This window comes from Arthrobacter sp. MW3 TE3886, from assembly GCF_041262145.1.
Taxonomy (GTDB): Bacteria; Actinomycetota; Actinomycetes; order Actinomycetales; family Micrococcaceae; genus Arthrobacter.
Genome location: NZ_JBGCAN010000001.1, coordinates 2724865 through 2750831, shown reverse-complemented (window position 1 = coordinate 2750831; position 25967 = coordinate 2724865). Strand labels below are relative to the sequence as shown.

General features: G+C 67.3%; 21 protein-coding genes. 17 read left to right on the top strand and 4 right to left on the bottom strand.

Annotation, left to right across the window (positions count from 1 at the left end; genetic code table 11):
* Window positions 1-85: 85 nt before the first annotated feature.
* Window positions 86-2632 carry a DEAD/DEAH box helicase gene (locus ABH915_RS12485; protein WP_370121682.1) on the bottom strand — a complete coding sequence of 849 codons (2547 nt, stop codon included), beginning with the start codon at window positions 2630-2632 and terminating at the stop codon, window positions 86-88.
* A gap of 143 nt (window positions 2633-2775) precedes the next feature.
* Here ABH915_RS12485 and ABH915_RS12480 point away from each other — a divergent pair, with 143 nt between their 5' ends.
* From ABH915_RS12480 to ABH915_RS12400, 17 genes are all read left to right on the top strand, one after another.
* The gene (locus ABH915_RS12480) at window positions 2776-3555 is read left to right on the top strand and encodes a trans-aconitate 2-methyltransferase (RefSeq protein ID WP_018773009.1); all 780 of its coding nucleotides are present in this window, start codon (window positions 2776-2778) and stop codon (window positions 3553-3555) included.
* 134 nt (window positions 3556-3689) lie between these two features.
* A complete protein-coding gene (locus ABH915_RS12475; protein ID WP_370124997.1) occupies window positions 3690-5456 on the top strand; it encodes an ABC transporter ATP-binding protein in 1767 nt (588 codons plus the stop codon).
* Between the two features lie 113 nt (window positions 5457-5569).
* Window positions 5570-7411: an ABC transporter ATP-binding protein gene (locus ABH915_RS12470; RefSeq protein WP_370124996.1), complete on the top strand. Its 1842-nt coding sequence runs from the start codon at window positions 5570-5572 to the stop codon at window positions 7409-7411.
* On the top strand, window positions 7408-7800 hold the full coding sequence (locus ABH915_RS12465) for a GntR family transcriptional regulator (protein ID WP_370121678.1): 393 nt from the start codon (window positions 7408-7410) through the stop codon (window positions 7798-7800). Before ABH915_RS12470 ends, ABH915_RS12465 begins: the two co-directional genes overlap by 4 nt.
* Before the next feature lie 67 nt (window positions 7801-7867).
* Complete coding sequence (gene uvrA / locus ABH915_RS12460) at window positions 7868-10816, top strand: excinuclease ABC subunit UvrA (RefSeq protein WP_370121675.1); 2949 nt, start codon at window positions 7868-7870, stop codon at window positions 10814-10816.
* Window positions 10817-11025: 209 nt separating this feature from the next.
* A complete protein-coding gene (locus ABH915_RS12455; RefSeq protein ID WP_370121672.1) occupies window positions 11026-11817 on the top strand; it encodes an HAD hydrolase-like protein in 792 nt (263 codons plus the stop codon).
* Window positions 11804-12472 carry a 1-acyl-sn-glycerol-3-phosphate acyltransferase gene (locus ABH915_RS12450; protein WP_026266350.1) on the top strand — a complete coding sequence of 223 codons (669 nt, stop codon included), beginning with the start codon at window positions 11804-11806 and terminating at the stop codon, window positions 12470-12472. Before ABH915_RS12455 ends, ABH915_RS12450 begins: the two co-directional genes overlap by 14 nt.
* Window positions 12473-12570: 98 nt before the next feature.
* The gene (uvrC, locus tag ABH915_RS12445) at window positions 12571-14580 is read left to right on the top strand and encodes an excinuclease ABC subunit UvrC (RefSeq protein ID WP_370121668.1); all 2010 of its coding nucleotides are present in this window, start codon (window positions 12571-12573) and stop codon (window positions 14578-14580) included.
* 121 nt (window positions 14581-14701) lie between these two features.
* Complete coding sequence (gene rapZ / locus ABH915_RS12440) at window positions 14702-15625, top strand: RNase adapter RapZ (RefSeq protein WP_370121665.1); 924 nt, start codon at window positions 14702-14704, stop codon at window positions 15623-15625.
* Entirely contained in the window at window positions 15625-16644 is a 1020-nt protein-coding gene (yvcK, locus tag ABH915_RS12435; RefSeq protein WP_018773000.1) for a uridine diphosphate-N-acetylglucosamine-binding protein YvcK, read from the top strand. Before rapZ ends, yvcK begins: the two co-directional genes overlap by 1 nt.
* 10 nt (window positions 16645-16654) lie before the next feature.
* On the top strand, window positions 16655-17635 hold the full coding sequence (whiA, locus tag ABH915_RS12430) for a DNA-binding protein WhiA (protein WP_018772999.1): 981 nt from the start codon (window positions 16655-16657) through the stop codon (window positions 17633-17635).
* Between the two features lie 167 nt (window positions 17636-17802).
* A complete protein-coding gene (locus tag ABH915_RS12425; protein WP_018772998.1) occupies window positions 17803-18426 on the top strand; it encodes a superoxide dismutase in 624 nt (207 codons plus the stop codon).
* 287 nt (window positions 18427-18713) lie between these two features.
* Window positions 18714-19724, top strand: coding sequence for a type I glyceraldehyde-3-phosphate dehydrogenase (gene gap, locus ABH915_RS12420; protein ID WP_018772997.1), 1011 nt, complete (start codon window positions 18714-18716; stop codon window positions 19722-19724).
* A 10-nt stretch (window positions 19725-19734) separates the two neighbouring features.
* The gene (gene pgk, locus ABH915_RS12415; RefSeq protein WP_018772996.1) at window positions 19735-20961 is read left to right on the top strand and encodes a phosphoglycerate kinase; all 1227 of its coding nucleotides are present in this window, start codon (window positions 19735-19737) and stop codon (window positions 20959-20961) included.
* Between the two features lie 107 nt (window positions 20962-21068).
* Window positions 21069-21884 (top strand): triose-phosphate isomerase, encoded by an 816-nt coding sequence (tpiA, locus tag ABH915_RS12410; protein WP_018772995.1) that lies wholly within the window; start codon window positions 21069-21071, stop codon window positions 21882-21884.
* Between the two features lie 48 nt (window positions 21885-21932).
* Window positions 21933-22190 (top strand): preprotein translocase subunit SecG, encoded by a 258-nt coding sequence (gene secG / locus ABH915_RS12405; protein WP_018772994.1) that lies wholly within the window; start codon window positions 21933-21935, stop codon window positions 22188-22190.
* Window positions 22191-22308: 118 nt separating this feature from the next.
* Entirely contained in the window at window positions 22309-22704 is a 396-nt protein-coding gene (locus ABH915_RS12400; RefSeq protein ID WP_018772993.1) for an RNA polymerase-binding protein RbpA, read from the top strand.
* On the opposite strand, the gene pgl is transcribed toward ABH915_RS12400, so the two are convergent.
* The 3 genes from pgl to zwf are packed head-to-tail and all read right to left on the bottom strand — an operon-like array spanning window position 22663 to window position 25965.
* Window positions 22663-23475 carry a 6-phosphogluconolactonase gene (pgl, locus tag ABH915_RS12395; protein ID WP_026266348.1) on the bottom strand — a complete coding sequence of 271 codons (813 nt, stop codon included), beginning with the start codon at window positions 23473-23475 and terminating at the stop codon, window positions 22663-22665. The two genes, ABH915_RS12400 and pgl, sit on opposite strands and share 42 nt — an antisense overlap.
* Window positions 23465-24406: a glucose-6-phosphate dehydrogenase assembly protein OpcA gene (locus ABH915_RS12390; protein ID WP_018772991.1), complete on the bottom strand. Its 942-nt coding sequence runs from the start codon at window positions 24404-24406 to the stop codon at window positions 23465-23467. The genes pgl and ABH915_RS12390 overlap by 11 nt, the downstream gene beginning before the upstream one ends.
* Window positions 24403-25965, bottom strand: a complete 1563-nt coding sequence (gene zwf / locus ABH915_RS12385; RefSeq protein WP_018772990.1) for a glucose-6-phosphate dehydrogenase — start codon at window positions 25963-25965, stop codon at window positions 24403-24405. The genes ABH915_RS12390 and zwf overlap by 4 nt, the downstream gene beginning before the upstream one ends.
* Window positions 25966-25967: the final 2 nt, after the last annotated feature.

Below are 25967 nucleotides of genomic sequence, written 5' to 3'. Positions count from 1 at the left end.
TCGAGTTTACCCGCGGCGCGAAGGCCCCGGCCCTGCGTTCAAGCCCGCCGTGCTTTCAGCCCTGCGCCGGCCCGTGCCGTCCCGCTTAGAGCCGGTTGACGTCGGTGACGCGGACGACGGCGGTCCCGGACTCGTCCGAGGCCGCCAGATCCACTTCGGCGGAGATGCCCCAGTCGTGGTTGCCGGCGGGGTCATCGAAGATCTGCCGCACCTTCCACACTCCGGGCTCCTCGGTGATGATCAGCAGCCCGGGGCCGCGGGCATCCGGGCCGGTGCCGATGTCGTTGTGCTCATCAAAGTAGTCATCGAGGGCATCTTCCCAGCGCTCCGCGTCCCAGCCGGAGCCGGCGTCGAGCTCGCCCAGGGCCGTGGCGGCCTCATCGGCGAACAGCTCCACGCGGCGGAACATCTCGTTGCGCACCATCACCCGGAAGGCCCGGATGTTGGAGGTCAGCGACGGCGGCGGGGGCGGGGGAGCGTCGTGCGGTGTGGGCGCGGCGCCGGATGTGAGCTCTTCCCATTCGTCCAGCAGGCTGGAGTCCACCTGCCGGACCAGTTCTCCCAGCCAGGCGATGAGGTCCTCGAGGTCCTCACGGAGGGCATCCTGCGGGACGGTCTGGCGGAGCGCCTTGAAACCGTCGGCGAGGTAGCGCAGCACGATCCCTTCCGAGCGGGCGAGGCCGTAGAACTGGACGAACTCGCCGAAGTTCATGGCGCGCTCGTACATGTCCCGGACCACGGACTTGGGCGCCAGCTCGAAGTCGCCGACCCAGGGCGCGGCCTTGCGGTAGACATCGAAGGCCTCGCCGAGGATCTCGGCGAGCGGCTGCGGGTAGGTGACCTCTTCGAGCATTGCCATCCGCTGGTCATACTCGATGCCGTCGGCCTTCATCGCCGCGATGGCCTCGCCGCGCGCCTTCTTCTGCTGTGCGGAGAGGATCTGGCGCGGTTTCTCCAGGGTGGCCTCGATCACCGACACCACGTCCAGGGCGTACGACGGCGACTCCGGGTCCAGCAGCTCCAGCGCGGCCAGCGCGAACGGGGACAGCGGCTGGTTGAGGGCAAAGTTTGCCTGCAGGTGGACCGTGAGCCGGACCGTGCGGCCGTCAGCGCCCTGCTCCCCGGCCGGAATCCGCTCCACGACGCCGGCAGCGAGCAGCTCGCGGTAAATTCCCAGGGCCTTCTTCATGAGCCGCAGCTGGGCCGGACGGGTCTCGTGGTTTTCGGTGAGCAGGCGGCGGGCGGCCTGGAACGGGTCGCCGGGGCGTTCCATCAGGTTCATCAGCATCGCGTGGGTCACGGTGAAACTTGACGTCAGCGGATCGGGAACAGACTCGACCAGCCGCTTGTACGTCGGTTCACCCCAGGACACGAAGCCTTCCGGGGGCTTCTTCTTCACCACCTGGCGCAGCTTCTTCTGGTCGTCGCCGAACTTGGCGGTGGCTTTGGCCATCGCCTTGACGTTTTCCGTCACGTGCTCCGGGGCCTGGACCACCACGGTCCCGGCGGTGTCATAGCCGGCGCGGCCGGCGCGCCCGGCGATCTGGTGGAACTCGCGGGAGTTCAGCAGCCGGGTGCGGACGCCGTCGTACTTGCTCAGGGCGGTGAGCAGCACGGTGCGGATGGGCACGTTGATGCCTACCCCGAGCGTATCCGTGCCGCAGATGACCTTCAGCAGGCCGGCCTGGGCCAGCTGTTCGACCAGCCGGCGGTACTTCGGCAGCATGCCGGCGTGGTGGACGCCGATCCCGTGCCGGACCAGCCGGTTGAGGGTCTTGCCGAAGCCTGCGGCGAAACGGAACCCGGCAATGAGCTCGGCGATCTTGTCTTTTTCCTCGCGGGTGCAGACGTTGATGCTCATCAGGTTCTGGGCCCGGTCGATCGCCTCGACCTGACTGAAGTGGACCACGTAGACCGGGACCTGCTTGGTGGCGAGCAGCTCCTCGAGGGTCTCGTGGACCGGGGTCTGTTCGTAGTAGTAGTGCAGCGGAATGGGGCGTTCCGCGGAACTGACGGTCGTCGTCGTGCGGCCGGTCAGTTCGCTGAGGCCGTCCTCGAACCGGCTGACGTCGCCGAGTGTCGCCGACATCAGCAGGAACTGCGCCTGGGGCAGCTCAAGCAGCGGCACCTGCCACGCCCAGCCGCGCTGCGGGTCCGAGTAGAAGTGGAACTCGTCCATGATCACGGCGCCTAGCTGCGCCGCCGAACCTTCACGCAGGGCGATGTTGGCCAGGATTTCGGCCGTGCAGCAGATGATCGGGGCGTCCTGGTTCACGCCGGAGTCGCCGGTGATCATGCCGACGTTGTCGGCGCCGAAGATCTCACAGAGGGCAAAGAACTTTTCCGAGACGAGGGCCTTGATCGGGGCGGTGTAGTAGCTCCGCTGCCCGCGGGCCATTGCCTGGAAGTGCGCGGCGATGGCGACGAGGGATTTCCCGGACCCGGTCGGGGTGGCCAGGATGACGTTGGAGCCGGCGGCCAGCTCCATGATGGCCTCGTCCTGGGCGGTGTACAGGGCCAGTCCGCGGGTCTCGGTCCACTCGACAAACCGGGTGTAGAGCTCGTCCGGGTCCAGGCCCGTCCTGCCGGGGATACGGGCGGCCGGGGCGGGGAGCTGATCAACGAGTTTCATTGCTGTCCAGCTTAGTGCCCGCGTGGTACCCGCGGCACCGGACGGGCCGTGCGCCGCACGCAGCGCAGGCGCTCTTCCTTGGCTGTCCCACGGGCCGGGACTAGGCTTCGGTTAGGACAACGTGCCGGGAACTGGAGGCAGCCATGAAGTGGGATCCGGAGAAATATGTGCAGTTCGGTGACTACCGGGACAGGCCATTTTTCGATCTGACGGGGCGGATCCATGCCGAAGCCCCGCGGCACGTGGTGGACCTCGGCTGCGGTCCCGGAAACCTGACCGCGACGCTCGCGGACCGCTGGCCGGGCGCGCAGGTGGTCGGTCTGGATTCGTCGCCGGAAATGCTGGCCATTTCCAAGGACCACGCAGCCGCGGCGGCCAATCTTTCCTACGAGCTGGCCGACATTGAGCACTGGCTGCCGTCCGGCGACACGGACGTGGTGGTCACCAACGCGGCCCTGCAGTGGGTGCCCGGCCACCGAAAGCTGCTGCCTGGATGGCTCGATGCCCTCAAGCCGGGCGCCTGGTTCGCGCTGCAAGTGCCGGGGAACTTCAATGCCCCGTCGCACACCCTGATGCGGGAGCTGGCCGAATCTCCGGCCTGGGCGGGGCGGCTCGCCGGGGTGCTCCGCCACGACGACGTGGTGGGGGAAGCGGCGGAGTACCTGGAAATCATGCTCGACGCCGGTTGTGCCGCAGACGCCTGGGAGACCACCTACCAGCAGCTGCTCCCGGGCGCCCACCCGGTGTTGGAGTGGGTCCGCGGCACCGGGCTCAGGCCGGTCCTCGCGGCCCTCCCCGAGGACGAGGCCAGGGAGTTCGAAGCCGAGTACTCGGCACGGCTGGACGACGCATATCCGGCAGGCCGGCACGGGACGGTCTTCCCGTTCCGCCGCACGTTCGCGGTGGCGCAGAAAACCGGGTAGGCGGCGCGTCTGCCGGTTGACACGAAGCACTCCGGAATGGGGCTTACAATGACGTGGCGGTGTGGGGCGGCCGTTAGGCTGATCACCATTCCGGGCCCTGGGCTAGTAATGGAGGTTCAGTGCTTATAGGCCTGATGTCGCGGCTGTTGTCCGCGCATAAGGGGACCGTGCTGGCCATCGTTGTGCTGCAGCTCGTGCAAGCCACTGCCAACCTGCTCCTGCCCACCCTGAATGCCGCGATCATCGACGACGGCATCATCGGCGGGGACACCGGGGAAATCCTCCACCTCGGGGCCTGGATGGCCGGAATCGCTGCCGTCCAGGTGATCACGGCCGTCGCGGCCGGATATCTGGGCGCTGTGGTCGCCATGGAGATTGGCGGCCAGCTGCGCGGGGAGCTGTTCGCGAAGGTGCAGTCCTTCTCCTCCCAGGAGGTCAGCGCTTTCGGCGCGCCCAGCCTCGTGACCCGGGCCACCAACGACGTCGCCCAGATCCAAAACCTCGCCGTCCTAGTGTTCATCATGCTGATTGCCGCACCGGCGATCTTCATCGGCGGCATCGTGCTGGCCGTGCACCAGGACGTGGTGCTGTCCTGGATCGTGGTCGTGGTGATCCCGGTCCTGACGGTGATCATGACGGTGATCGTGCGCCGCCTGATTCCCCTGTACCGCCAGGGCCAGGGCCTCCTGGACCGGATCGGCCGGGTGCTGCGGGAGCAGATCATCGGCGCGAATGTTATCCGCGGCTTTGTCCGGCAGGACCACGAAGTCCGCCGCTTCGATGAAGCCAACAAGGACCTCACCCGGAACAATTTGCAGTCGGCCCTCCTGGTGGCGGCGATGATGCCGATGATCATGTTCGTGGTCAACATCTCCTCAGTGTTCGTGGTGTGGTTTGGCGGGCATCGGATCGACGCCGGCGAAATGCGGCTGGGGGCGCTGACGGCGTTCATCGCCTACATCCTGCAGATCCTGATTGCCATCATGATGGCGATGTACGTCTTCATGACCGCCCCCCGGGCAGCGGCGTGCGCGGAACGGATCCGCGCAGTGCTGGACACGGAACCGGCCATCGCGGATCCGGCCGTTCCCGCCGGCACTGCCGCGACTCCAGCCGGCACTGCCGCGACTCCCGCCGGCACCGCCGCCACGGGCCGCTCCGGCGCTGTCGAGTTCCGGAACGTGTCATTCGCGTACCCCGGCGCTGAAGCGCCTGTGCTGGACGGCGTCTCGTTCACCGCCAGGGCCGGGACCACGACGGCGATCATCGGCGCGACCGGCAGCGGCAAGACGACACTCCTGAACCTGCTGCCCCGCTTCCTCGACGCGACGGCCGGAGAGATCAGCATCGGCGGGGACAACGTGCGGGCGATGCCGCTGGACGTCCTGCGCGGCCTGATGGCAATAGTCCCGCAGCAGTCCTACCTTTTCGCGGACACCGTCGCCGAGAACCTCCGGTTCGGGGCGCCCGCCGCGAGCGAGCCCGAATTGTGGCAGGCTCTCGAAGCTGCCCAGGCCGCCGAATTTGTCCGCGCCCTGCCGCTCGGGCTCGAAACCCCCGTAAGCCAGGGCGGCACCAACTTCTCCGGCGGCGAACGGCAGCGCCTGTGCATCGCGCGGGCCCTGCTCAAGCGGGCCCCCGCCTACCTGTTCGATGACAGTTTCTCGGCTCTGGACTACGGCACCGACGTCAGGCTCCGGGCGGCGATTGAGCCGCTCCTGCGCTCGGCGACCGTGCTGATCGTGGCCGAGCGGGTGTCAACAATCGTGGACGCCGGGCTGATCCTGGTACTGGAGGGCGGCCGGGTCGTCGCGCAGGGTACGCACAGCGAACTCATGGAGTCCTCGCCCAGCTACCAGGAAATTGCCGCGTCCCAGCTGGTGCTGGAGGAAGCCCCGTGAGCCGCGAGCGGGCACACCGCGCCGGGACCGTTGCCGGACCCGGCGTGCCGGAGCGCATCAAATGGCACACCGCCACCCGGCTGCTTGGCCTGCTGCTGCCGCTGAAATGGCGGATGGCCGGTGTCATCGCCGCCACCTGTGCGTTCGTGACACTGAACGTGGCGGCGCCCAAGGTCCTGGGCGACGCCACCGACGTCGTCGTCGATGGCTTCCTGGGCGGCTCCCTCGACGAGCAACAGTTGGCCGAGCGGCTGCTGGCGGTTTCCGCCATGTACGTCGGGGCGTCGCTGTTCAGCTGGATCCAGGGCAGCCTCACCGCCACCGCGGTGCAGCGCCTCAGCTACGGCCTCCGCGGCTCCGTGGAACAAAAACTCCATGTGCTGCCGTCCAGCCATTTCGAGGAGCAGCGCCGCGGCGACGTGCTCAGCCGGGCCACGAACGACGTCGACAATATCTCCCAGGCACTCAACCAGCTCCTCAACCAGCTGATCATGTCCGTCCTGATGCTCTCGGCCGCACTCGCCATGATGCTGTGGCTCTCGCCGCTGCTGGCGCTGATCGCGGTCCTCTCGGTGCCGGTGTCCACGGTCATCACGGTCCTCGTGGCCCGGCACTCCCAGGCGCACTTCAAGGAGCAGTGGAGCAGCACGGGGGCACTGCACGCCCAACTCGAGGAATTCTTCACCGGGCATGAAGTGGTGAAGGCATTCGGCCGGCAGGAAGAGTCGGCCGCGAGCTTCCGGGAGCGCAACGAGAAGCTCACGCGATCCAGCACCCGCGCCCAGTACCTGTCCGGCATCGTGCAGCCGCTGCTGGTGTTTGTCGCCAACCTCAACTACATCGCGATTGCTGTTGTGGGGGCGCTGCAGGTCACCGCGGGGCTCTTGACGATCGGCGGCATCCAGGCCTTCGTCCAGTTCTCCCGCCTCTTCAGCCAGCCGGTGAGCCAGATCGGCGGCATGCTGACCCTCGTGCAGTCCTGCCTGGCCTCGGCCGAGCGCGTGTTCGAGCTGCTGGACGCCCCGGAGATCCCCCGGGACAGCGCCGTGCCCGCCGTTTCGGCAAACGGCGCCGGCAAACTGCGCGGCGCCACGGCTGCGCGGAAGTTCCATGTCCCGCGCAAATCCTCCAACGGACGCAAACCCCCTGCCCCGTCCACGCCCGGCGACCTGCTGGATCCGGGCGCGGTGGCAGGCCGGGTCACGTTCGAACACGTCAGCTTCAGCTACAGCCCTGGCACCCCCGTGGTGAAGGACCTCTCCTTCACGGTGGACCCGGGACAGACGGTGGCGATCGTGGGACACACCGGGGCCGGCAAGACCACCGTCGTCAACCTCCTGATGCGCTTCTATGAACTCGACTCCGGCCGGATCCTGGTGGACTCGACGGACATCGCCACCATCCCGCGGGACGAGCTGCGGCGCGCCTTCGGAATCGTGCTGCAGGATGCCTGGCTGTTTACCGGCAGCATCCGGGAGAACATCGAATACGGCCGGCCCGGCGCCACCGACGCCGACATCGTCGCCGCGGCCCGCGCCAGCCACGTGGACCAGTTTGTGCGGTCCCTCCCGGCCGGCTACGCCACGATGCTCGGCAATGACGGCGACTCCCTGAGCCGGGGCCAGCGCCAGCTCGTCTCGATCGCACGGGCGCAGCTTGCAGGGCGCAACATCATGGTGCTGGATGAGGCGACGAGTTCCGTCGACAGCCGCACGGAGGTGCAGATCCGGCATGCCATGGAGCAGCTGCGGCAAGGTCATACGAGCTTCGTGATCGCGCACCGTTTGTCCACGGTCCGGGACGCTGATCTAATTCTCGTCATGGACCACGGACGAATCGTTGAACACGGCACCCATCAGCAGCTGGTGGCGCGGCGGGGCCTCTACAAGGATTTGTACGAGGCCCAGTTCGCCGGCCGCGAACAGGTCCCGGCCGTCCGGAAGGCCGAACAGTGAGCCCCGCAGACGCCGCGGGGGAGCGCTTCCCGGGAACCTGGCGGACCAATCCGGCCAGCTCCGTCCCGCTCTTCGAACAGCTGCGGCTCTACGTCATCGAACGCGCCGACAACGGCACGCTCGCGCCGGGCACCAGGCTTCCGGCCGTGCGCAGCCTCGCCGGCGAGCTGGGCGTGGCTCCGCACACCGTGGCGCGGGCCTACAAGGAACTCGAGGCCGCCGGCGTTGTGGTGACCAAGGGCCGCAACGGCACCGTTGTGTGTGCCCGCGATGCGGCCTGGAGTTCGCTGTCCGCCGCCGCCGAGGAGTTCGCCGCGGCCGCCAAGGCCCAGGGCGCGAGCTTTGCCGAGGCCGTGCAATTGCTGGCCGCCGCCTACGACCGCCAGTAGCACATCAGGTGCCGCCCTGGACTCGCGGAATAGTTTTTCGAAGAAGTTTTCGATTAGCATTAGATTCGTGCCTAAAGCTGTAGCTGAAGATCCAGCCGTTGAAGTCCATTCCGCCGTCGAGCCGCTGGCAGTCCGGGATGCGGTCCCGTCCCGCCCCGTCCTGAAACGTCCGGACATGACGCGCCTCGTCGTCAAAGGCGCCCGCGAGCACAACCTGCGCAACGTGGACCTCGACCTGCCGCGCGATGCCATGATCGTGTTCACCGGCCTGTCCGGTTCCGGGAAGTCCTCCCTCGCCTTCGACACCATCTTCGCCGAGGGCCAGCGCCGCTACGTCGAATCGCTCTCCGCCTATGCCCGGCAGTTCCTGGGTCAGGTGGACAAGCCCGACGTCGATTTCATCGAGGGCCTCTCGCCGGCGGTGTCCATCGACCAGAAGTCCACCTCCAAGAACCCGCGCTCGACCGTGGGCACCATCACCGAGATTTACGACTACATGCGCCTGCTCTGGGCCCGTGTGGGCCGGCCGCACTGCCCCGTCTGCGGGGAGCCTGTAACCAAACAGACCCCGCAGCAGATCGTCGACCAGCTGCTCGAACTCCCGGACGGCACGCGCTTCCAGGTGCTGGCACCCGTGGTCCGCGGCCGCAAGGGCGAATTCGTGGATCTTTTCAAGGAACTCACCGCCAAGGGCTACTCGCGGGCCCGGGTGGACGGCGAGCTCGTCCACCTGAGTGATCCGCCGAAGCTGGGCAAGCAGTTCAAGCACACCATCGAAGTGGTGGTGGACCGCCTCGTGGTCAAGGAAGGCATCAGCCAGCGCCTGACCGACTCGGTCGAAACCGCCCTCGGACTGGCGGAGGGCCGCATTCTGGCCGAATTCGTCGACCTCGAAGCGGACGATCCCGAGCGGATCAGGGCGTTCTCCGAACACCTCGCCTGCCCCAACGAGCACCCCCTGGCGATCGACGAGATCGAGCCCCGCTCCTTCTCGTTCAACAACCCTTTCGGCGCCTGCAGCGCGTGCAGCGGCATCGGCACCAAGCTGGAGGTCGACGAGGAACTCCTCATCCCCAACCCGGAGCTTTCGCTCTCCGAGGGGGCCATTGCGCCGTGGTCCCTGGGCACCGCCACCACGGAGTACTGGAACCGGCTGCTGGCCGGGCTCGCCGAGGAACTCGGCTTCTCCATGACGACGGCGTGGGAGAAGCTCGACACCGACGTCCGGCAGACCGTCCTGCACGGCAAGGACCACAAGGTGGTGGTGCAATACCGCAACCGCTTCGGTCGGGAACGCAAGTACAGCACCGGCTTTGAGGGCGTCGTGCAGTACGTCCACCGCAAGCACGGCGAGACCGATTCCGACTCCGCGCGCGACCGCTACGAGGAATACATGCGCCAGGTCCCGTGCCCGGCCTGCAACGGGGCACGGCTGAACCCCGCGTCGCTCTCGGTGCTGATCAACGGCAAATCAATCGCAGAGGTCGCCGCGCTGCCCATGCGGGAATGCGCAGGCTTCCTCGACAACCTCGTCCTGACCGGCCGTGAGGCCCAGATCGCCCACCAGGTCCTCAAGGAAATCCAGGCCCGGCTGACCTTCCTCCTCGACGTCGGGCTCGAGTACCTGAACCTGGAGCGGCCCTCCGGCACCCTGTCCGGCGGCGAAGCCCAGCGCATCCGGCTGGCCACCCAGATCGGCTCCGGCCTCGTGGGCGTGCTGTACGTCCTGGACGAGCCCTCGATCGGCCTGCACCAGCGGGACAACCGCCGCCTGATCGAGACACTCACCCGGCTCCGGGACCTCGGCAACACCCTGATCGTCGTGGAGCATGACGAGGACACCATCCACGAGGCCGACTGGGTGGTGGACATCGGACCGGGCGCCGGCGAGCACGGCGGCATGGTGGTCCATTCCGGTTCCTACCAGGCGCTGCTGGAAAACACGGACTCACTCACCGGCGACTACCTCTCGGGCCGGCGGAAAATCGAGATCCCGAAAAAGCGGCGCAAATACGACAAGAAGCGCGAGCTCAAGGTGGTCGGGGCGAAGGAGAACAACCTCCTGAACATCGACGCCAGTTTCCCGCTGGGCCTGTTCACCGCCGTCACCGGGGTCAGCGGCTCGGGCAAGTCCACCCTGGTCAACGAGATCCTCTACAAAGTGCTCGCCAACAAGCTCAACGGCGCCAAGCAGGTGGCCGGCCGGCACAAGTCCGTCCAGGGCCTCGAACACCTGGACAAAGTGGTGCACGTCGACCAGAGCCCCATCGGCCGCACGCCGCGCTCGAACCCGGCCACCTACACCGGCGTGTTCGACCACATCCGGAAGCTTTTCGCCGAGACCACCGAAGCCAAGGTCCGCGGCTACCTGCCGGGCCGGTTCTCCTTCAACGTCAAGGGCGGCCGCTGCGAGGCCTGCTCCGGCGACGGCACCCTGAAGATCGAGATGAACTTCCTGCCGGACGTCTACGTCCCCTGCGAGGTCTGCCACGGCGCCCGGTACAACCGCGAAACCCTGGAGGTCCACTACAAGGGCAAGACCATCGCTGATGTGCTGAACATGCCCATCGAGGAAGGGGCCGAGTTCTTCGCGGCCTTCTCGCCGATCGCGCGGCACCTCAACACGCTCGTCGACGTCGGCCTTGGCTACGTCCGGCTGGGCCAGCCCGCCACCACGCTCTCCGGCGGTGAGGCCCAGCGTGTGAAGCTCGCAGCCGAGCTCCAGAAACGCTCCAACGGCCGCAGCGTCTACGTCCTGGACGAGCCCACCACCGGCCTGCACTTCGAGGACATCCGCAAGCTCCTCATGGTGCTGCAGGGCCTCGTGGAGAAGGGCAACACGGTGATCACGATCGAACACAACCTCGACGTCATCAAGAGCGCCGACTGGATCGTGGACCTTGGCCCCGACGGCGGGTCCGGTGGCGGCCGTGTGGTCGCCTCCGGCACCCCCGAGCAGGTGGCCAAGTCCAGCGAAAGCCACACGGCCGCCTTCCTCGCCGAGCTCCTCGCCTGAACACCAGCCGCCGGAGACCGTGCGGCGGCAGGCATGCTTCCGCCGCACGCGTCCCCCCGCCGGGATGTCACCGCCCGATCCATTCGCTGCTGTGTTCCCTGATGTATTCGCTGATGTACCGCGTGATGTGTTCCCGATGTATCGCGTGATGTATTCCCGCAGGGGTATGCGAATTTCTGGCAACAGCACACTCGTGAGAAACTAAGCCGGTGACGCATACAACAGTGCCCGTGATCTTCGACCTTGACGGCACTCTTGTCGATCCCGCCGGGGGAATTACCGACGGAATCGCCGCGGCCCTCGCCGAACTTGGCCTGCCGGTTCCGGACAAGTCCCGGATGGACGCCATGATTGGGCCCAAGCTCAGCCATTCCCTGACGGAAATCGCCGGTGTTCCGGCCGCACAGCTGGAAGACGCCATCCGCATCTACCGCGCGCACTACGTTGCCACGGGAATCGCGCAGAGCCGGCTCTACCCGGGAATCCGCGGCCTCCTCGAGGACTTTGTCGCCGCCGGACGGCCCATCGCCGTCGCGACCCAGAAGCCGGAAGGACTGGCCCGCACCGTCCTAGCGCACCACGGCATCGCCGGGCTCTTCCACAGCATCCGGGGCTCCGCCGCCGACGAGGCCGCCGGCCAGGGCGCGGGCTCCGTTCCCGAGGGCTCTGTTTCCGAAGCCTCGGTTCCCGAAGCCTTCGTTCCACAAGGCAAGGCCGGCATCGTCGCTGCCGCGCTCTCGGACCTGGCTGACGCTGCCCCTTCGGCCGTCGGCCGGGCCGTGATGGTGGGGGACGGGGCACAGGACGTCGCCGGGGCCGCTGCGAACGGACTGGACTGCATCGGCGTAGGCTGGGGGTTTGCGCCCGACGGCGAACTGCACGCGGCCGGTGCCGTCGAGATCGTGCACACCACCACGGCGCTACACGCGACGATCAACCGGCTCTCCGAACGCCCGGGGACCACAGCCCTGAACGAGGTGCACACCGATGGCAATGTTTGACGCAATCCGCTGGACCACGCGGGGGCTGGTAACCACCACGTGCCGTCCCACGGTCATTGGCCTGGAAAACGTGCCCAAGGACGGGCCGTTCATCGTGGCCCCGAACCATCTCTCCTTCCTGGACAGCGTGATCGTCCAGGCCCTCATGCCGCGGCCCGTGGCATTCTTCGCGAAGGCCGAATATTTCACCACCGGCGGCATCAAGGGCAAAGCCATGAAGTCCTTCTTCGAGGCCGTGGGCTCCATTCCGGTGGAACGCGGCGAGCAGGCGGCGAGCGTCCAGGCCCTGAAAACGCTGCTGGACATCCTCGACTCCGGCAAGGGCGTGGGCATCTATCCCGAAGGCACCCGCTCCCGCGACGGCATCCTGTACCGCGGCCGCACCGGCGTCGGCTGGCTGGCCCTCACCACGGGCGCGCCCGTGATCCCGGTGGGCCTGATCGGCACCGAACACCTGCAGCCCGCGGACAGCAAGTCCGTCAAACCGCAGCACTTCACCATGAAGGTGGGCGAGCCGCTGTATTTCGAGAAGACCGGACCGGACCATTCCCTGCCGGCCCGCCGCCAGGTCACGGACCGCATCATGGACGCCATCGCGGACCTCAGCGGCCAGGAACGCTCCACCAGCTACAACCAGAGCAAGTCGGCCGAATAGCCCGCGGTTTCCTGCCCCAGCCTGCCGCTCCCGGCCTCCGCCTTGCCTGCGGCGGTGCACGTGCAACGGCACCGCCGGCGGCTCAGTAGACTTGATCTGTGGCAGATCCAGCGAGTTACCGACCCCAGACGGGTGAAATTCCGACCAATCCGGGCGTGTACCGCTTCCGCGATCCGCACGGCCGGGTCATCTACGTCGGCAAAGCCAAAAACCTCCGTGCCCGGCTGAACACCTACTTCGCCAACCCCGCCGGGCTCATGCCCAAAACCTACGCGATGGTGCACACGGCCAGCAGCGTCGAATGGACCGTGGTGGGCAGCGAGCTCGAGTCGCTGCAGCTGGAATACACCTGGATCAAGGAATTCACGCCCCGCTTCAACGTGATGTTCAGGGACGACAAAAGCTACCCTTACCTCGCCGTGACGATGGGGGAGAAGTACCCTCGCGTCCAGGTGCTGCGCGGCGACCGGCGCAAGGGGACCCGGTACTTCGGCCCGTACACCGCAGGCGCGATCCGGGACACCATGGACACCCTGCTGCGCGTCTTCCCGGTGCGCAGCTGCAGTCCCGGGGTGCTGAAACGCGCCGAAGCCAGCGGCCGGCCCTGCCTGCTCGGCTACATCGACAAATGCTCCGCGCCGTGCGTCGGCCGGATCTCCGCTGCGGACCACCGCGCCCTGGCCGAGGATTTCTGCACGTTCATGGGCGGCGAAGCCAAGCCCTTCGTCAACCGGCTGGAACGGGAGATGGCCGCGGCAGTCGCCGAGCTCGACTATGAACGCGCGGCCCGGCTCCGGGACGACATCGTGGCCCTGAAGAAGGTCTTCGAACGGAACGCCGTCGTCCTGGCCGAGGGCACGGACGCCGACGTTTTCGCCCTGCACGAAGACGAACTCGAGGCCGCCGTCCAGGTCTTCCACGTCCGCGGCGGACGGATCCGCGGCCAGCGCGGCTGGGTGGTGGAAAAGGTCGAGGACTCCACCACCCCGGAACTGGTCGAACACCTGCTCCAGCAGGTCTATGGCGAGGAAGCCGGGCTGCAGGGCAGGTTGCCCCGGGAAGTGCTGGTGCCCACCGAACCCAGCAACGGCCCCGAGCTCGCACAATGGCTCAGCGGCCTGCGCGGGGCTCGGGTGGACATCCGCGTCCCCCAGCGCGGCGACAAGGCCGCCCTCCTGTCCACGGTCCGTGAAAACGCCGAGCACGCCCTCAAACTCCATAAATCCCGGCGTGCCGGCGACCTCACCATGCGCTCCCAGGCCCTGCAGGAAATCCAGGAGGCGCTCGAGCTTCCCGTGGCGCTGCTGCGGATCGAGTGCTTCGACATCTCGCACGTCCAGGGCACCAACGTGGTCGGGTCCATGGTGGTGGTCGAGGACGGCCTGCCGAAAAAGTCCGACTACCGGAAGTTCGCCGTGACCGGAGCCGCCGCCACCGACGACACGGCGGCCATGCACGATGTGCTGACCCGCCGGTTCCGGCACTATCTCCAGGAGAAAAACGAGCACGCGGCGGCCGCGGCCAAACCGGCGCACCAGGCGGCCCTGGACGCGGCAACTGCCGCGGCGGTCGCGGACTCCACGACGCCGGCGCCGCGGAGCAAATTCGCCTACCCGCCCAACCTTGTCGTCGTCGACGGCGGCAAACCGCAGGTCAATGCCGCCGCGCGGGCGCTGGAAGAGCTGGGCATCGAGGACGTCTATGTGGTCGGCCTGGCAAAACGGCTCGAGGAAGTGTGGCTGCCGGACAGCGACTTCCCGGTGATCCTGCCGCGCGCCTCCGCCGGCCTGTATCTGCTGCAGCGGATCCGCGACGAGGCCCACCGCTTCGCCATCAGCTTCCACCGGCAAAAGCGCGGCAAGGCCATGACGGTGTCCGCGCTGGACAGCGTGCCCGGGCTGGGCGAGTCCAAACGCAAGGCCCTCCTGGCCGAGTTCGGCTCCGTCAAGGCGATCAAGGCCGCGACGCAGGAGGAACTCACCGGTGCCAAGGGGATCGGCCCCTCCCTGGCCGCCTCGATCGTCCGGCACTTCACTGCCGGCGGCCTCGAGGAAGCCGCCACGGTTCCTGCCGTCAACATGACCACCGGCGAAATCCTCGACACTTAGCTAGCGCCGCCAAACTTAGCTAGGGTAAAGACTTGGGTACGGCACGGCCGCGGCATCACCGCGGCCGGCGCGCAAACCTGACGGAACAGCAAATCGCACAGGCAGAGATGGGGCTTCACTGATGGCAGAGTCGACGGCAGGATCCGAGACGGATGCGGACGGCATGACACCCGTCAAACCCGTCGAGGCTGAACTGCTCGTGGTGACCGGAATGTCGGGAGCCGGCCGCAGCACCGCCTCGGACGCCCTTGAGGACCATGGCTGGTATGTCGTGGAGAACCTGCCGCCGCAGATGCTCGGCACGCTCGCCGAACTGGTGTCCCGGACTCCGCACTCGATGTCCAAGCTCGCCGTCGTGATGGACGTCCGGAGCAAGGAACTGTTCGTCGACATGCGCGCGGCGCTCCGCGCCCTGGAAGCCACGGGCGTGAGCTTCCGCGTGCTGTTCCTCGACGCCAACGACGACGTCCTGGTGCGGCGCTTCGAGCAGGGCCGCAGGCCCCACCCGCTCCAGGGCGGCGGCCGGATCCTCGACGGCATCGCCGCCGAACGCGAGCTGGTGCGTGAATTGAAGGACACCGCCGACATCGTCCTGGACACGTCCTCCCTCAACGTCCATGGCCTCGCCACCGCCATCACCGAACTCTTCAGCGAGACCGGGCCGGTGGCGCTGCGGCTGAACGTCATGAGCTTCGGCTTCAAGTACGGGCTCCCGGTCGATGCCAACTTCGTGGCCGATGCCCGCTTCATCCCCAACCCGCACTGGGTGCCGCAGTTGCGCCCGCACACCGGGCTGGACAAGGACGTCAGCGGTTACGTGCTGGAGGCCCAGGGCGTCAGCGACTTCGTGGAACGCTACGTGCTGGCCCTCGAACCGGTCCTGGACGGGTACCGGCGGGAGAACAAGCACTACGCCACCATCGCCGTGGGCTGCACCGGCGGCAAGCACCGTTCCGTGGCGGTCGCCGTCGAACTCTCACGGAGGCTGGCGCAATATCCGCGCGTCACCGTGACCACGACGCACCGGGACTTGGGCCGCGAGTAATGGCGCTGCTGACCGGCCCGCTGCCCCTTGTCCCGCCCGCCAGCGCGGCCTTCGCCAGCCAGCAGGACAAAGGACCCTCCGTCGTCGCGCTCGGCGGCGGCCACGGTCTCTCCGCCTCGCTGTCGGCCCTGCGCCTGCTGACCTCCGAGCTCACCGCGATCGTCACGGTCGCGGACGACGGCGGCTCCTCCGGCCGGCTCCGCGAGGAGTACGGGGTCCTGCCGCCCGGTGATCTGCGGATGGCCCTGTCCGCGCTGTGTGACGACACCGACTGGGGCCGCACATGGCGGGACGTCATGCAGCACCGTTTCGCGCCGGGCAAAGGCCGCGGCGGCTCCCTCGATGAACACGCGATGGGCAACCTCCTGATCGTCACGCTCTGGGAGCTCCTGGGTGACACCGTCGCGGGCCTGAAGTGGGCCGGCGCCCTGCTCGGCGCCCGCGGCGAAGTCCTGCCGATGTCCAGCGTCCCGCTGACCATCGAGGGCCAGGTCCGGGTCACCGCCCCGGACGGAGCGACGGCACTGCAGACCCTCACCGGCCAGGCCAAGTGCGCGGTGGCAGGGTCCCTGGAGCACGTCCGGCTCTTGCCTGAGAACGCTCCGGCCTGCACGGAGGCACTGACGGCGATCGAGCTGGCAGACTGGGTGATCCTCGGCCCGGGCTCCTGGTACACGTCCGTTCTGCCGCACCTGTTGCTGCCCGAAATGCGCGAGGCCCTCGCCAACACGGCCGCCCGCCGGTGCCTGACCATGAACCTGGCCACAGATACCAAGGAGACCGCCGGCATGACCGCCGCCGACCACCTCCGGGTGCTGCGCGAGTACGCGCCGGAGTTCACGATCGACGTCATCCTGGCCGATCCGGCGTCGGTGCAGAACCTGCCCGACTTCGAGGCGGCGGCAGGAATGCTCGGCGCCGAGGTGGTCTTGGGTAAAGTGGGGGCGTCTGGTCGCCGTCCGGTCCACGATCCGTTGCGGCTGGCGACGGCGTATCACGATATTTTCGGGAATAGTTAGGAAAGGTGCCATGGCACTGACAGCATCAGTCAAGGAAGAACTTTCCCGTCTGGATATCAAGAAGTCCTCAGTCCGCAAGGCCGAGGTCTCGGCCATGCTCCGCTTCGCCGGCGGGCTGCACATCATCTCGGGCCGGATTGTGATCGAGGCCGAAGTCGACCTCGCATCGACCGCCCGGCGGCTGCGCGCCGCCATCGCCGAGGTGTACGGCCACCAGAGCGAGATCATCGTCGTCTCCGGCGGCGGCCTGCGCCGCGGCAGCCGCTATGTGGTGCGGGTGGTGCGCGACGGTGAGGCCCTCGCCCGCCAGACCGGACTGCTGGACGCGCGGGGCCGCCCCGTGCGCGGCCTTCCGTCGGTAGTGGTCAACGGCTCCGCGGCGGACGCCGAAGCCGTCTGGCGCGGCGCGTTCCTGGTCCACGGCTCGCTCACCGAGCCCGGCCGGTCCTCGGCCATGGAAGTCACCTGCCCCGGCCCCGAATCGGCCCTGGCCCTCGTCGGCGCCGCCCGCCGCCTGGGCATCCAGGCCAAGGCCCGCGAGGTCAGGGGAGTGGACCGCGTGGTGATCCGCGACGGCGACACGATCGCCGCGCTGCTCACGCGCATGGGTGCACACGACGCCCTGATGGTCTGGGAGGAACGCCGCATGCGCAAGGAAGTCCGGGCCACGGCCAACCGGCTGGCCAACTTCGATGACGCGAACCTGCGCCGTTCCGCGCAGGCCGCCGTGGCCGCCGGCGCCCGGGTGGACCGGGCCCTGGAAATCCTGGGCGACGACGTCCCTGACCACCTGAAGTATGCCGGTGAACTCCGGGTCGCGCACAAGCAGGCCAGCCTGGACGAGCTGGGCCGGCTCGCCGACCCCGTCATGACCAAGGACGCCATCGCCGGCCGGATCCGCCGGCTCCTGGCCATGGCGGACAAACGGGCCCAGGACCTCGGCATCCCGGGCACGGAAGCCAATGTGACGCCGGAAATGCTCGACGACTAGCCCGCCCCTAGAATCAACAGCAGGAATATACCGGGAATGGAAATACCCGGGAGCCGCGGCGGGTTGTCGCCGTTGGATCCCACCGCAATTTTCCGGATGCCCGCATCCGGATGCACAATCCGAGAGTTACCGAACCGGACAACCCGTCCACGACATTGGAGGATTTTGTGACCGAGTACGTACTGCCCCAGCTCGACTATGACTACGCAGCGCTGGAACCGCACATCTCCGCGAAGATCATGGAGCTGCACCACAGCAAGCACCACGCCGCCTACGTGGCCGGCGCCAACAACGCCCTGGCCCAGCTGGCCGAGGCGCGCGAAAAGGGCGACTTCGCCAACATCAACCGCCTCTCCAAGGACCTCGCGTTCCACACCGGCGGGCACATCAACCACTCCGTCTTCTGGAAGAACCTCTCCCCGGACGGTGGCGACAAGCCCGAGGGCGAGCTCGCCGCGGCCATTGACGACGCCTTCGGCTCGTTCGACGCATTCCGTGCCCAGTTCAGCGCCGCGGCGCTGGGCCTGCAGGGCTCCGGCTGGGGCTTCCTGGCCTACGAACCCATCGGCGGCAACCTGGTCATCGAGCAGCTCTACGATCAGCAGGGCAACGTCGCACTCGGCACCACCCCGCTGCTGATGCTGGACATGTGGGAGCACGCTTTCTACCTGGACTACGTCAACGTCAAGGCTGACTACGTCAAGGCCTTCTGGAACATCGTGAACTGGGCCGACGTCGCCAAGCGCTTCGACGCCGCCCGCAAGAACGCGACGGGCCTCATTACCCTCTAGGCAGGTCCCATTACCCTGAACGGGGTGACGGAATCGACTTCCGTTTGTAACAAACCTCACATTACGGGCCGGTCGGCCCGAAATGTGGACGGACTGCCCCTGCACTTGCGGGGGCAGTCCCGGTTAAACGTAAGATGGATCACGGAAGGCGGTTAGCCTTCAGCAATGTGGCTGGTCGCCCTCCGATCTGGTAATTATCTCTGCCCAATGGCGTGCGGGATCTGTTAGTTGGCTTGAACGCCTTCTCAACTAGTCGTGCTCGCAAGAGCACCAAGGAGACTGAAAACGTGACGACCCGTATTGGCATCAACGGCTTTGGCCGTATCGGCCGCAACTACTTCCGCGCCGCCCTCGCGCAGGGCGCAGACCTTGAGATCGTTGCGGTCAACGACCTCACCAGCCCGGAAGCCCTCGCTCACCTCTTTAAGTACGACTCCGTGGGCGGCCGCCTGGCCGAAACCATCGAGGTCAAAGACGGCAACATCGTCGTCGACGGCAACATCATCAAGGTCCTGGCCGAACGCGATCCCGCGAAGCTGCCCTGGGGCGAGCTCGGCGTCGACATCGTCATCGAGTCCACCGGCTTCTTCACCAAGGCCGCCGATGCGCAGAAGCACATCGACGCCGGCGCCAAGAAGGTCCTGATCTCCGCCCCCGCGTCGGATGAGGACATCACGATCGTGATGGGCGTCAACGACGGCCTGTACGACAGCGCCACGCACCACATCATCTCCAACGCCTCCTGCACCACCAACTGCCTCGGCCCGCTGGCCAAGGTCATCAATGACGCCTTCGGCATCGAGCGTGGCCTGATGACCACCATCCACGCCTACACCGCCGACCAGAACCTGCAGGACGGCCCGCACAAGGACCTCCGCCGCGCCCGCGCCGCCGCCATCAACATGGTGCCCACCTCCACCGGTGCCGCCAAGGCAATCGGCCTGGTCCTGCCGGAACTCAAGGGCAAGCTCGACGGCTACGCCATCCGCGTGCCCGTCCCCACCGGTTCCGCCACTGACCTGACCGTCACGGTCTCCCGCGAGACCACGGTCGCCGAAGTCAACGCAGCCCTCAAGGCAGCGTCGGAGACCGAGGAGCTCAAGGGCCTGCTGACCTACACCGACGAGCCGATCGTCTCCTCGGACATCGTCGGCGACCCGGCATCGTCCATCTTCGATTCCGGCCTGACCAAGGTGATCGGCGACCAGGTCAAGGTTGTGTCCTGGTATGACAACGAGTGGGGTTACTCCAACCGCCTCGTGGACCTCACGGAGCTTGTCGCGTCCAAGCTGGGCTAGGGTAAGACTCATGACATTTCACACCCTCAACGAACTGATCGCTGATGGTGTCCGCGGGCGGTACGTTCTGGTCAGAAGTGACCTGAACGTGCCGCTCGACGGCTCTACAGTGACTGACGATGGCCGCATCAAGGCCTCCCTGCCAGTGCTGGCGAAGCTCACGGACGCCGGTGCCCGCGTGCTGGTTACAGCACACCTCGGCCGCCCCAAGGGCGCCCCGGAAGAGAAATACTCACTCAAGCCCGCAGCCGCACGGCTGGCCGAGCTTGCCGGGTTCAAGGTCTCACTTGCCACTGACACCGTCGGCGAGTCGGCCAAGGAGCTCTCCGCCGCGCTGCAGGACGGCGAAGTGCTGGTCCTGGAAAACGTGCGCTTCGACGCGCGGGAGACCTCCAAGGACGACGCCGAACGCGGCGCCTTCGCGGACGAACTCGTCGCGCTCACCGGTGATAACGGCGCGTTCGTCGACGATGCCTTCGGTGCCGTGCACCGCAAGCACGCCAGCGTGTACGACGTCGCCACGCGGCTGCCGTCCTACCAGGGTGACCTCGTCCGCACGGAGGTCGAGGTGCTGCGCAAGCTCACCACCGACACCCAGCGGCCCTACGTCGTTGTCCTCGGCGGCTCCAAGGTCTCCGACAAGCTCGCTGTCATCGACAACCTCCTGGGCAAGGCGGACACGATCCTGGTGGGCGGCGGCATGCTGTTCACCTTCCTCGCCGCCGCGGGTCACAAGGTCGCGGGCAGCCTGCTCGAAGAGGACCAGATCCCGGTCGTCCAGGACTACCTGAAGCGGGCCGCCGACGCCGGCACCGAGTTCGTTGTGCCCACCGATGTTGTGGTGGCGAGCAAGTTCGCCGCCGATGCCGAGCACGAGACCGTTGCCGCCGACGCCATCGAGTCGGGCAGCTTCGGAGCGCAGGGCATCGGGCTGGACATCGGGCCGGTCTCGGCAGCGGCGTTCGCGGAACGGATCAAGGGCGCCAAGACCGTGTTCTGGAACGGGCCCATGGGCGTGTTCGAATTCGCGGCCTTCGCCGGCGGTACCCGGGCCATCGCCCAGGCCCTGACCGAGACGGACGCGTTCACCGTCGTTGGCGGCGGCGACTCGGCGGCAGCGGTCCGGACCCTCGGCTTCGCCGATGAGGCGTTCGGCCACATTTCCACCGGCGGCGGCGCAAGCCTGGAGTACCTTGAAGGCAAGGAACTCCCCGGCCTGAGCGTCCTCGACCGTTAGAAGCACAGACCGCTAAAAGCACCGGCATTTGAGCCGGCAGGGTGCCCTCCGCAGCGAACGGGCACCCTGCCGGCTGCTCCCACACACCAAGAACTCCTGGAGATCACGTGACCACGTCAACCAACGGTAAATTCGACCGCAAGCCTTTCATCGCCGGCAACTGGAAGATGAACATGGACCACGTCCAGGGCATCACCCTCCTGCAGAAGCTGGCATGGACCCTGTCCGACGCCAAGCACGACTACAGCCGGGTGGAGGTCGCCGTCTTCCCGCCGTTCACGGATCTCCGCGGCGTTCAGACGCTGGTCCAGGGCGACGAGCTCGCCGTCGTCTATGGCGGCCAGGACCTCTCCCAGTTCGACTCCGGCGCCTACACGGGCGACATTTCCGGCCAGTTCCTCGCCAAGCTTGCCTGCAGCTACGTCCTGGTTGGCCACAGCGAACGCCGCACCATCCACAACGAGTCCGACGCCGTGCTCAACGCCAAGACCAAGGCCGCCTTCCGGCACGGCATCACCCCGGTCCTCTGTGTCGGTGAAGGCCTGGAGATCCGGCAGGCCGGCACCCACGTGGACCACACCCTCGCCCAGCTGCGCGCCGGCGTCGAAGGCCTCACCCCGGAGCAGGCCGCCGAGCTCGTGGTCGCCTACGAGCCCGTGTGGGCCATTGGCACCGGCGAGGTGGCGGGCCCGGAAGATGCGCAGGAAATGTGCGCAGCCATCCGCGCCGAACTGTCCACCCTCTTCGGAGCCGACGTGGCCGCCAAGACCCGCCTGCTCTACGGCGGCTCGGTCAAGGCCAACAACGCGGCGTCGATCCTCAAGGAGCGCGACGTCGACGGCTTGCTGGTCGGCGGTGCCAGCCTGGACGCTGCCGAGTTTGCTAATATTGTCAGGTTCGAGAGTCACCTGTTGACGGATTAGTCCGGACACAGCCTGACCCCCGCAATCCAATCCTTCTGAAAGGCCGTCGTGGACGTTCTTCATGTCATTCTGCAGGTCCTCCTGGGCATCACCAGCCTCCTGCTGACGTTGCTCATCCTGCTCCATAAGGGACGCGGAGGCGGCCTGTCCGACATGTTCGGCGGCGGCATGAGCTCGGGGCTGAGCTCCTCCGGGGTCGCGGAACGGAACCTCAACCGGTTCACCGTCATCCTGGGAATCACCTGGGGAGTGGTGATTATCGCCCTCGGCCTGCTCATGCGGTTCAGCACGGGCGCCGATTCCTAGGACGCCCGTCCGAAAACTCCATATGGGGTCCTTATGGCCCTCCCGGCATCGGGAACTCACGAACTACACTGTGGCTGTCGTCTTGCACTTCCACCAGCTAAGTAGCCAGGAGTTCCCGATGCTGCATTCTGCTTCCGGATTCAAGGGAATCCGCGTGGGCGCCACCGAGGGGGCATCTCCCCGCCATGAACCACTGAACGGGGCCGGCGTACGCCAGCCCCGTATTCGTGTCTCCTTCCGGTGCGCCAAGGGCCATGAAACCGCGCTCGTGTTCGCCCAGTTGCCGGAGGAACAGATCCCCGGCGTCTGGGACTGCCGGCGCTGCGGCGGCACCGCAACCCGCGACGAATCAAAGTTTGCCCTGGAGGAAGCACCGACAGAGGGCTTCAAGACGCACCTGGAATACGTTAAAGAGCGGCGCTCCAGCCAGGACGCCGAAGACGTGCTGGCCGGAGCGCTGGAACGGCTACGCTCAGGACGCACCCTTCCGGACGAGCTGCTCCGGGACCCGTGAGGCCGCGTTCTCGTCAATCAGCCACAGGGTTTCCCGGCGGCCGCGCGGCCCCGCCGCGGGAACCTGCACCGGATTGGCGCCGGCCAGGGCGAGCCCTACGGCGCCGGCCTTGTCGTCACCGGCCACCACCATCCACACCTCGGAAGCCGTATTGATCGCCGGCAACGTCAGCGACACCCGTGCCGGCGGCGGCTTGGGGGAGTTGTGGACACCCACGACAGTCCGTTCCTTCTCCCGGATGCCGGCTTGCTCCGGGAAGAGCGAGGCGACGTGCGCATCCGGCCCGACGCCGAGGAGGACAATGTCCAGGCGGGGGAGCCGCGCCGGCATTTCCGGCCTGTCGTCGGACATGTCCGCGGCGTGCTCGGCGGCCGCTGCCTCGGCGAGGCGGCGGGCATAGTCGGCCGCCGCGTCGTCCGGGCTGTCGAAGTCATCGGTGGAACCGGGCACATGGACGCGCGCTGGATCAACACCGATATGGGACAGGAGGGCGTCCTGGGCCTGGCGGGCGTTGCGCTCGGCGTCGTCTGCCGCCACAAAGCGCTCGTCCCCCCACCAGAAATTCACCTTGGACCAGTCGACGGCCCGCGCCGCCGGCGACTCGGCCACGGCCTTGAGCGAGCCGATGCCCATTGTTCCCCCGGTAAGCACCACCGTGGCCTCGCCGTGCCGGTCCTGGATATCCACAAGCTTGGTAATCAGGCGGGCTGCGATCGCAGCCATCAGAACGGTCGAATCAGGATGGATGCTTACTCTCGGGTCAGCGCTCACTGGGACGGACACTCCTTAGATTGGTACGCGGCAGTCCCATAGTAATCACTTCACCGAAGACTTCGTCCGGATCCAGGCGGCGGAGTTCCTCGGCCAGGCAGTCCTTGAGGCTGCGGCGGGGCAGTGAGATCCGCTGCGCGGGCTGGCCGGGCTGGGTCAGTTCCGCAATGGTGAGCCCGGGCCGGAAAAGCTGGATGTCGCCGCCGGGCCGGGTCAGCCGGACGCGCCGGATGCCGGTTCCGGCCGGATCCGCAACGATCGTCACGGGAACGTCCAGGGCCAGGGTGAGCCAGGCGGCGAGGAGCACGGTGCTGGGGGAGTCCGAGGCGCCCTCGACGGCCACGGCCGTCACCGGTGAGTCGTCCACCTGGTCCAGGACCGCAGCCAGCTGGATGCGCCAGTTGGTCAGCCGGGTCCAGGCCAGGTCCGTGTCGCCGGCCTTGTAGGTGCGGCGGATGTTTTCCAGCGCCGCGACCGGGTCCGCTTCGTTGGCCGAGTCGGTGATCCGGCGGTGCGCGATGCCCCCGATCGAGGTCTGGCACGCATTCCTGGGTGCGCCGTGCGGCCACCACGCCACGATCGGGGCGTCCGGGAGCAGCAGGGCCGCGACGAGGGATTCGCTTTCCTCGGCGAGTTCGCCGTAACCGCGGAGCAGGATCACCTCGGAGGCCCCGGCGTCGCCGCCGACGCGGATCTGGGCATCCAGCCGGGTCGGGGCCGAGGCACCGGCGTCGGCGAGGACGATGATCCGGCACGGGTGTTCGCGGCTGGCCTCGTTGGCTGCCTCGATGGCTTCCTCTTCGAGCCCGGAGCGGGTGACGACCACAAGGGTCAGGACCCGGCCCAGGGCGATCACGCCGCCCTGCTCCCGCAGGGCCATGATCTTCTTGGAGATCTTGGAGGTGGTGGTGTCGGGAAGATCTACGATCATGGCCTTCTCCAGGTTCGTCCGTCGCGGGCAAGGAGCTCGTCGGCCGAGGCAGGGCCCCAGCTGCCGGGAGCGTAGGGCTGGGGCTGTTCGTCGAGGCCGGCCCAGTAGTTCTCGAAGGGATCCAGGATCTTCCAGGACAGCTCGACTTCCTGGTGCCGGGGGAACAACGGCGGTTCGCCGAGGAGCACGTCCAGGATGAGGCGTTCGTAGGCTTCGGGGCTGGACTCGGTGAAGGAGTGGCCGTAGCCGAAGTCCATGGTGACGTCGCGGACCTCCATCTGGGTGCCCGGGACCTTGGAGCCGAACCGGATCGTGGCGCCCTCGTCGGGCTGGACCCGGATCACCACGGCGTTCTGGCCGAAGTCGTCCTCGCCGTGGTCGGTGAAGAGCAGGTTCGGTGCGCGCTTGAACACGACGGCGATCTCCGTCACCCGGCGCCCCAGCCGCTTTCCGGCACGCAGGTAGAACGGCACGCCGGACCAGCGCCGGGTGTTGATGTCCACCCGGATCGCGGCGAACGTCTCGGTCTTGGAATCGGCGGGGATGCCCTCTTCCTCCAGGTACCCGAGGACTTCCTCGCCGCCCTGCCAGCCGCCGGTGAACTGACCGCGGGCGGAGTGGGTGGAGAGGTCGTGGGGGAGCCTGACGGCGGCGAGGACCTTTTCCTTCTCGGCCCGCAGGTCATCGGCGTTGAAGGAGATTGGCTCCTCCATGGCTGTCAGGGCCAGCAGCTGCAGCAGGTGGTTCTGGATTACGTCGCGGGCCGCGCCCACGCCGTCGTAGTAGCCGGCCCGGCCGCCGGTGCCGATGTCCTCGGCCATGGTGATCTGGACGTGGTCCACATAGTTGGCGTTCCAGAGCGGCTCGAAGAGCTGGTTGGCGAAGCGCAGTGCCAGGATGTTCTGCACCGTCTCCTTGCCCAGGTAGTGGTCGATCCGGAACACCGCGTCCGGCGGGAACACCGACTCGACGATGTCGTTGAGCTGGCGGGCCGATTCGAGGTCGTGTCCGAACGGCTTTTCGATCACCACGCGGCGCCAGTTGTCGCCCGCGGCCTGGGCCAGGCCGTGCTTGGAGAGCTGGCGGCAGACCTGTTCGAAGGCCTTGGGCGGGATCGAGAGGTAAAACGCGTGGTTTCCCCGCGTCCCGCGCTGTTCGTCGAGTTCATCGATTGTGTCGGAGAGCCGCTTGAACGCCTCGTCGTCGTCGAACTCGCCCTGCACGAAGCGGATGCCCTCGGAGAGCTGCTTCCAGACCGTTTCATCGAACGGGGTGCGGGCGTAGGTTTTGACGGACTCCTTGACCTCCGCCGCGAAGTCCTCGTTCTCCCACTCGCGGCGGGCAAAGCCCACCAACGCGAAGCTCGGCGGCAGCAGCCCGCGGTTGGCGAGGTCATACACGGCCGGCATGAGCTTCTTGCGGGCGAGGTCCCCGGTCACCCCGAACAGGACCAGCGACGCCGGCCCGGCAATACGGTTCAGACGGCGGTCACGGGGGTCCCGGAGCGGATTGCGCCCCCGGCCGGCCGTGTTCCTGCCGCCGTTGTAGGTTTCTGGCATGG

Excerpts from the sequence above, each read along its gene's own strand:
- ABH915_RS12485 (WP_370121682.1), bottom strand. The coding sequence starts at position 2,632 with ATGAAACTCGTTGATCAGCTCCCCGCCCCGGCCGCCCGTATCCCCGGC.
- ABH915_RS12480 (WP_018773009.1), top strand. The coding sequence starts at position 2,776 with ATGAAGTGGGATCCGGAGAAATATGTGCAGTTCGGTGACTACCGGGAC.
- ABH915_RS12475 (WP_370124997.1), top strand. The coding sequence starts at position 3,690 with ATGTCGCGGCTGTTGTCCGCGCATAAGGGGACCGTGCTGGCCATCGTT.
- ABH915_RS12470 (WP_370124996.1), top strand. The coding sequence starts at position 5,570 with ATGGCCGGTGTCATCGCCGCCACCTGTGCGTTCGTGACACTGAACGTG.
- ABH915_RS12450 (WP_026266350.1), top strand. The coding sequence starts at position 11,804 with ATGGCAATGTTTGACGCAATCCGCTGGACCACGCGGGGGCTGGTAACC.
- rapZ (WP_370121665.1), top strand. The coding sequence starts at position 14,702 with ATGGCAGAGTCGACGGCAGGATCCGAGACGGATGCGGACGGCATGACA.
- yvcK (WP_018773000.1), top strand. The coding sequence starts at position 15,625 with ATGGCGCTGCTGACCGGCCCGCTGCCCCTTGTCCCGCCCGCCAGCGCG.
- whiA (WP_018772999.1), top strand. The coding sequence starts at position 16,655 with ATGGCACTGACAGCATCAGTCAAGGAAGAACTTTCCCGTCTGGATATC.
- pgk (WP_018772996.1), top strand. The coding sequence starts at position 19,735 with ATGACATTTCACACCCTCAACGAACTGATCGCTGATGGTGTCCGCGGG.
- ABH915_RS12400 (WP_018772993.1), top strand. The coding sequence starts at position 22,309 with ATGCTGCATTCTGCTTCCGGATTCAAGGGAATCCGCGTGGGCGCCACC.
- ABH915_RS12390 (WP_018772991.1), bottom strand. The coding sequence starts at position 24,406 with ATGATCGTAGATCTTCCCGACACCACCACCTCCAAGATCTCCAAGAAG.
- zwf (WP_018772990.1), bottom strand. The coding sequence starts at position 25,965 with ATGCCAGAAACCTACAACGGCGGCAGGAACACGGCCGGCCGGGGGCGC.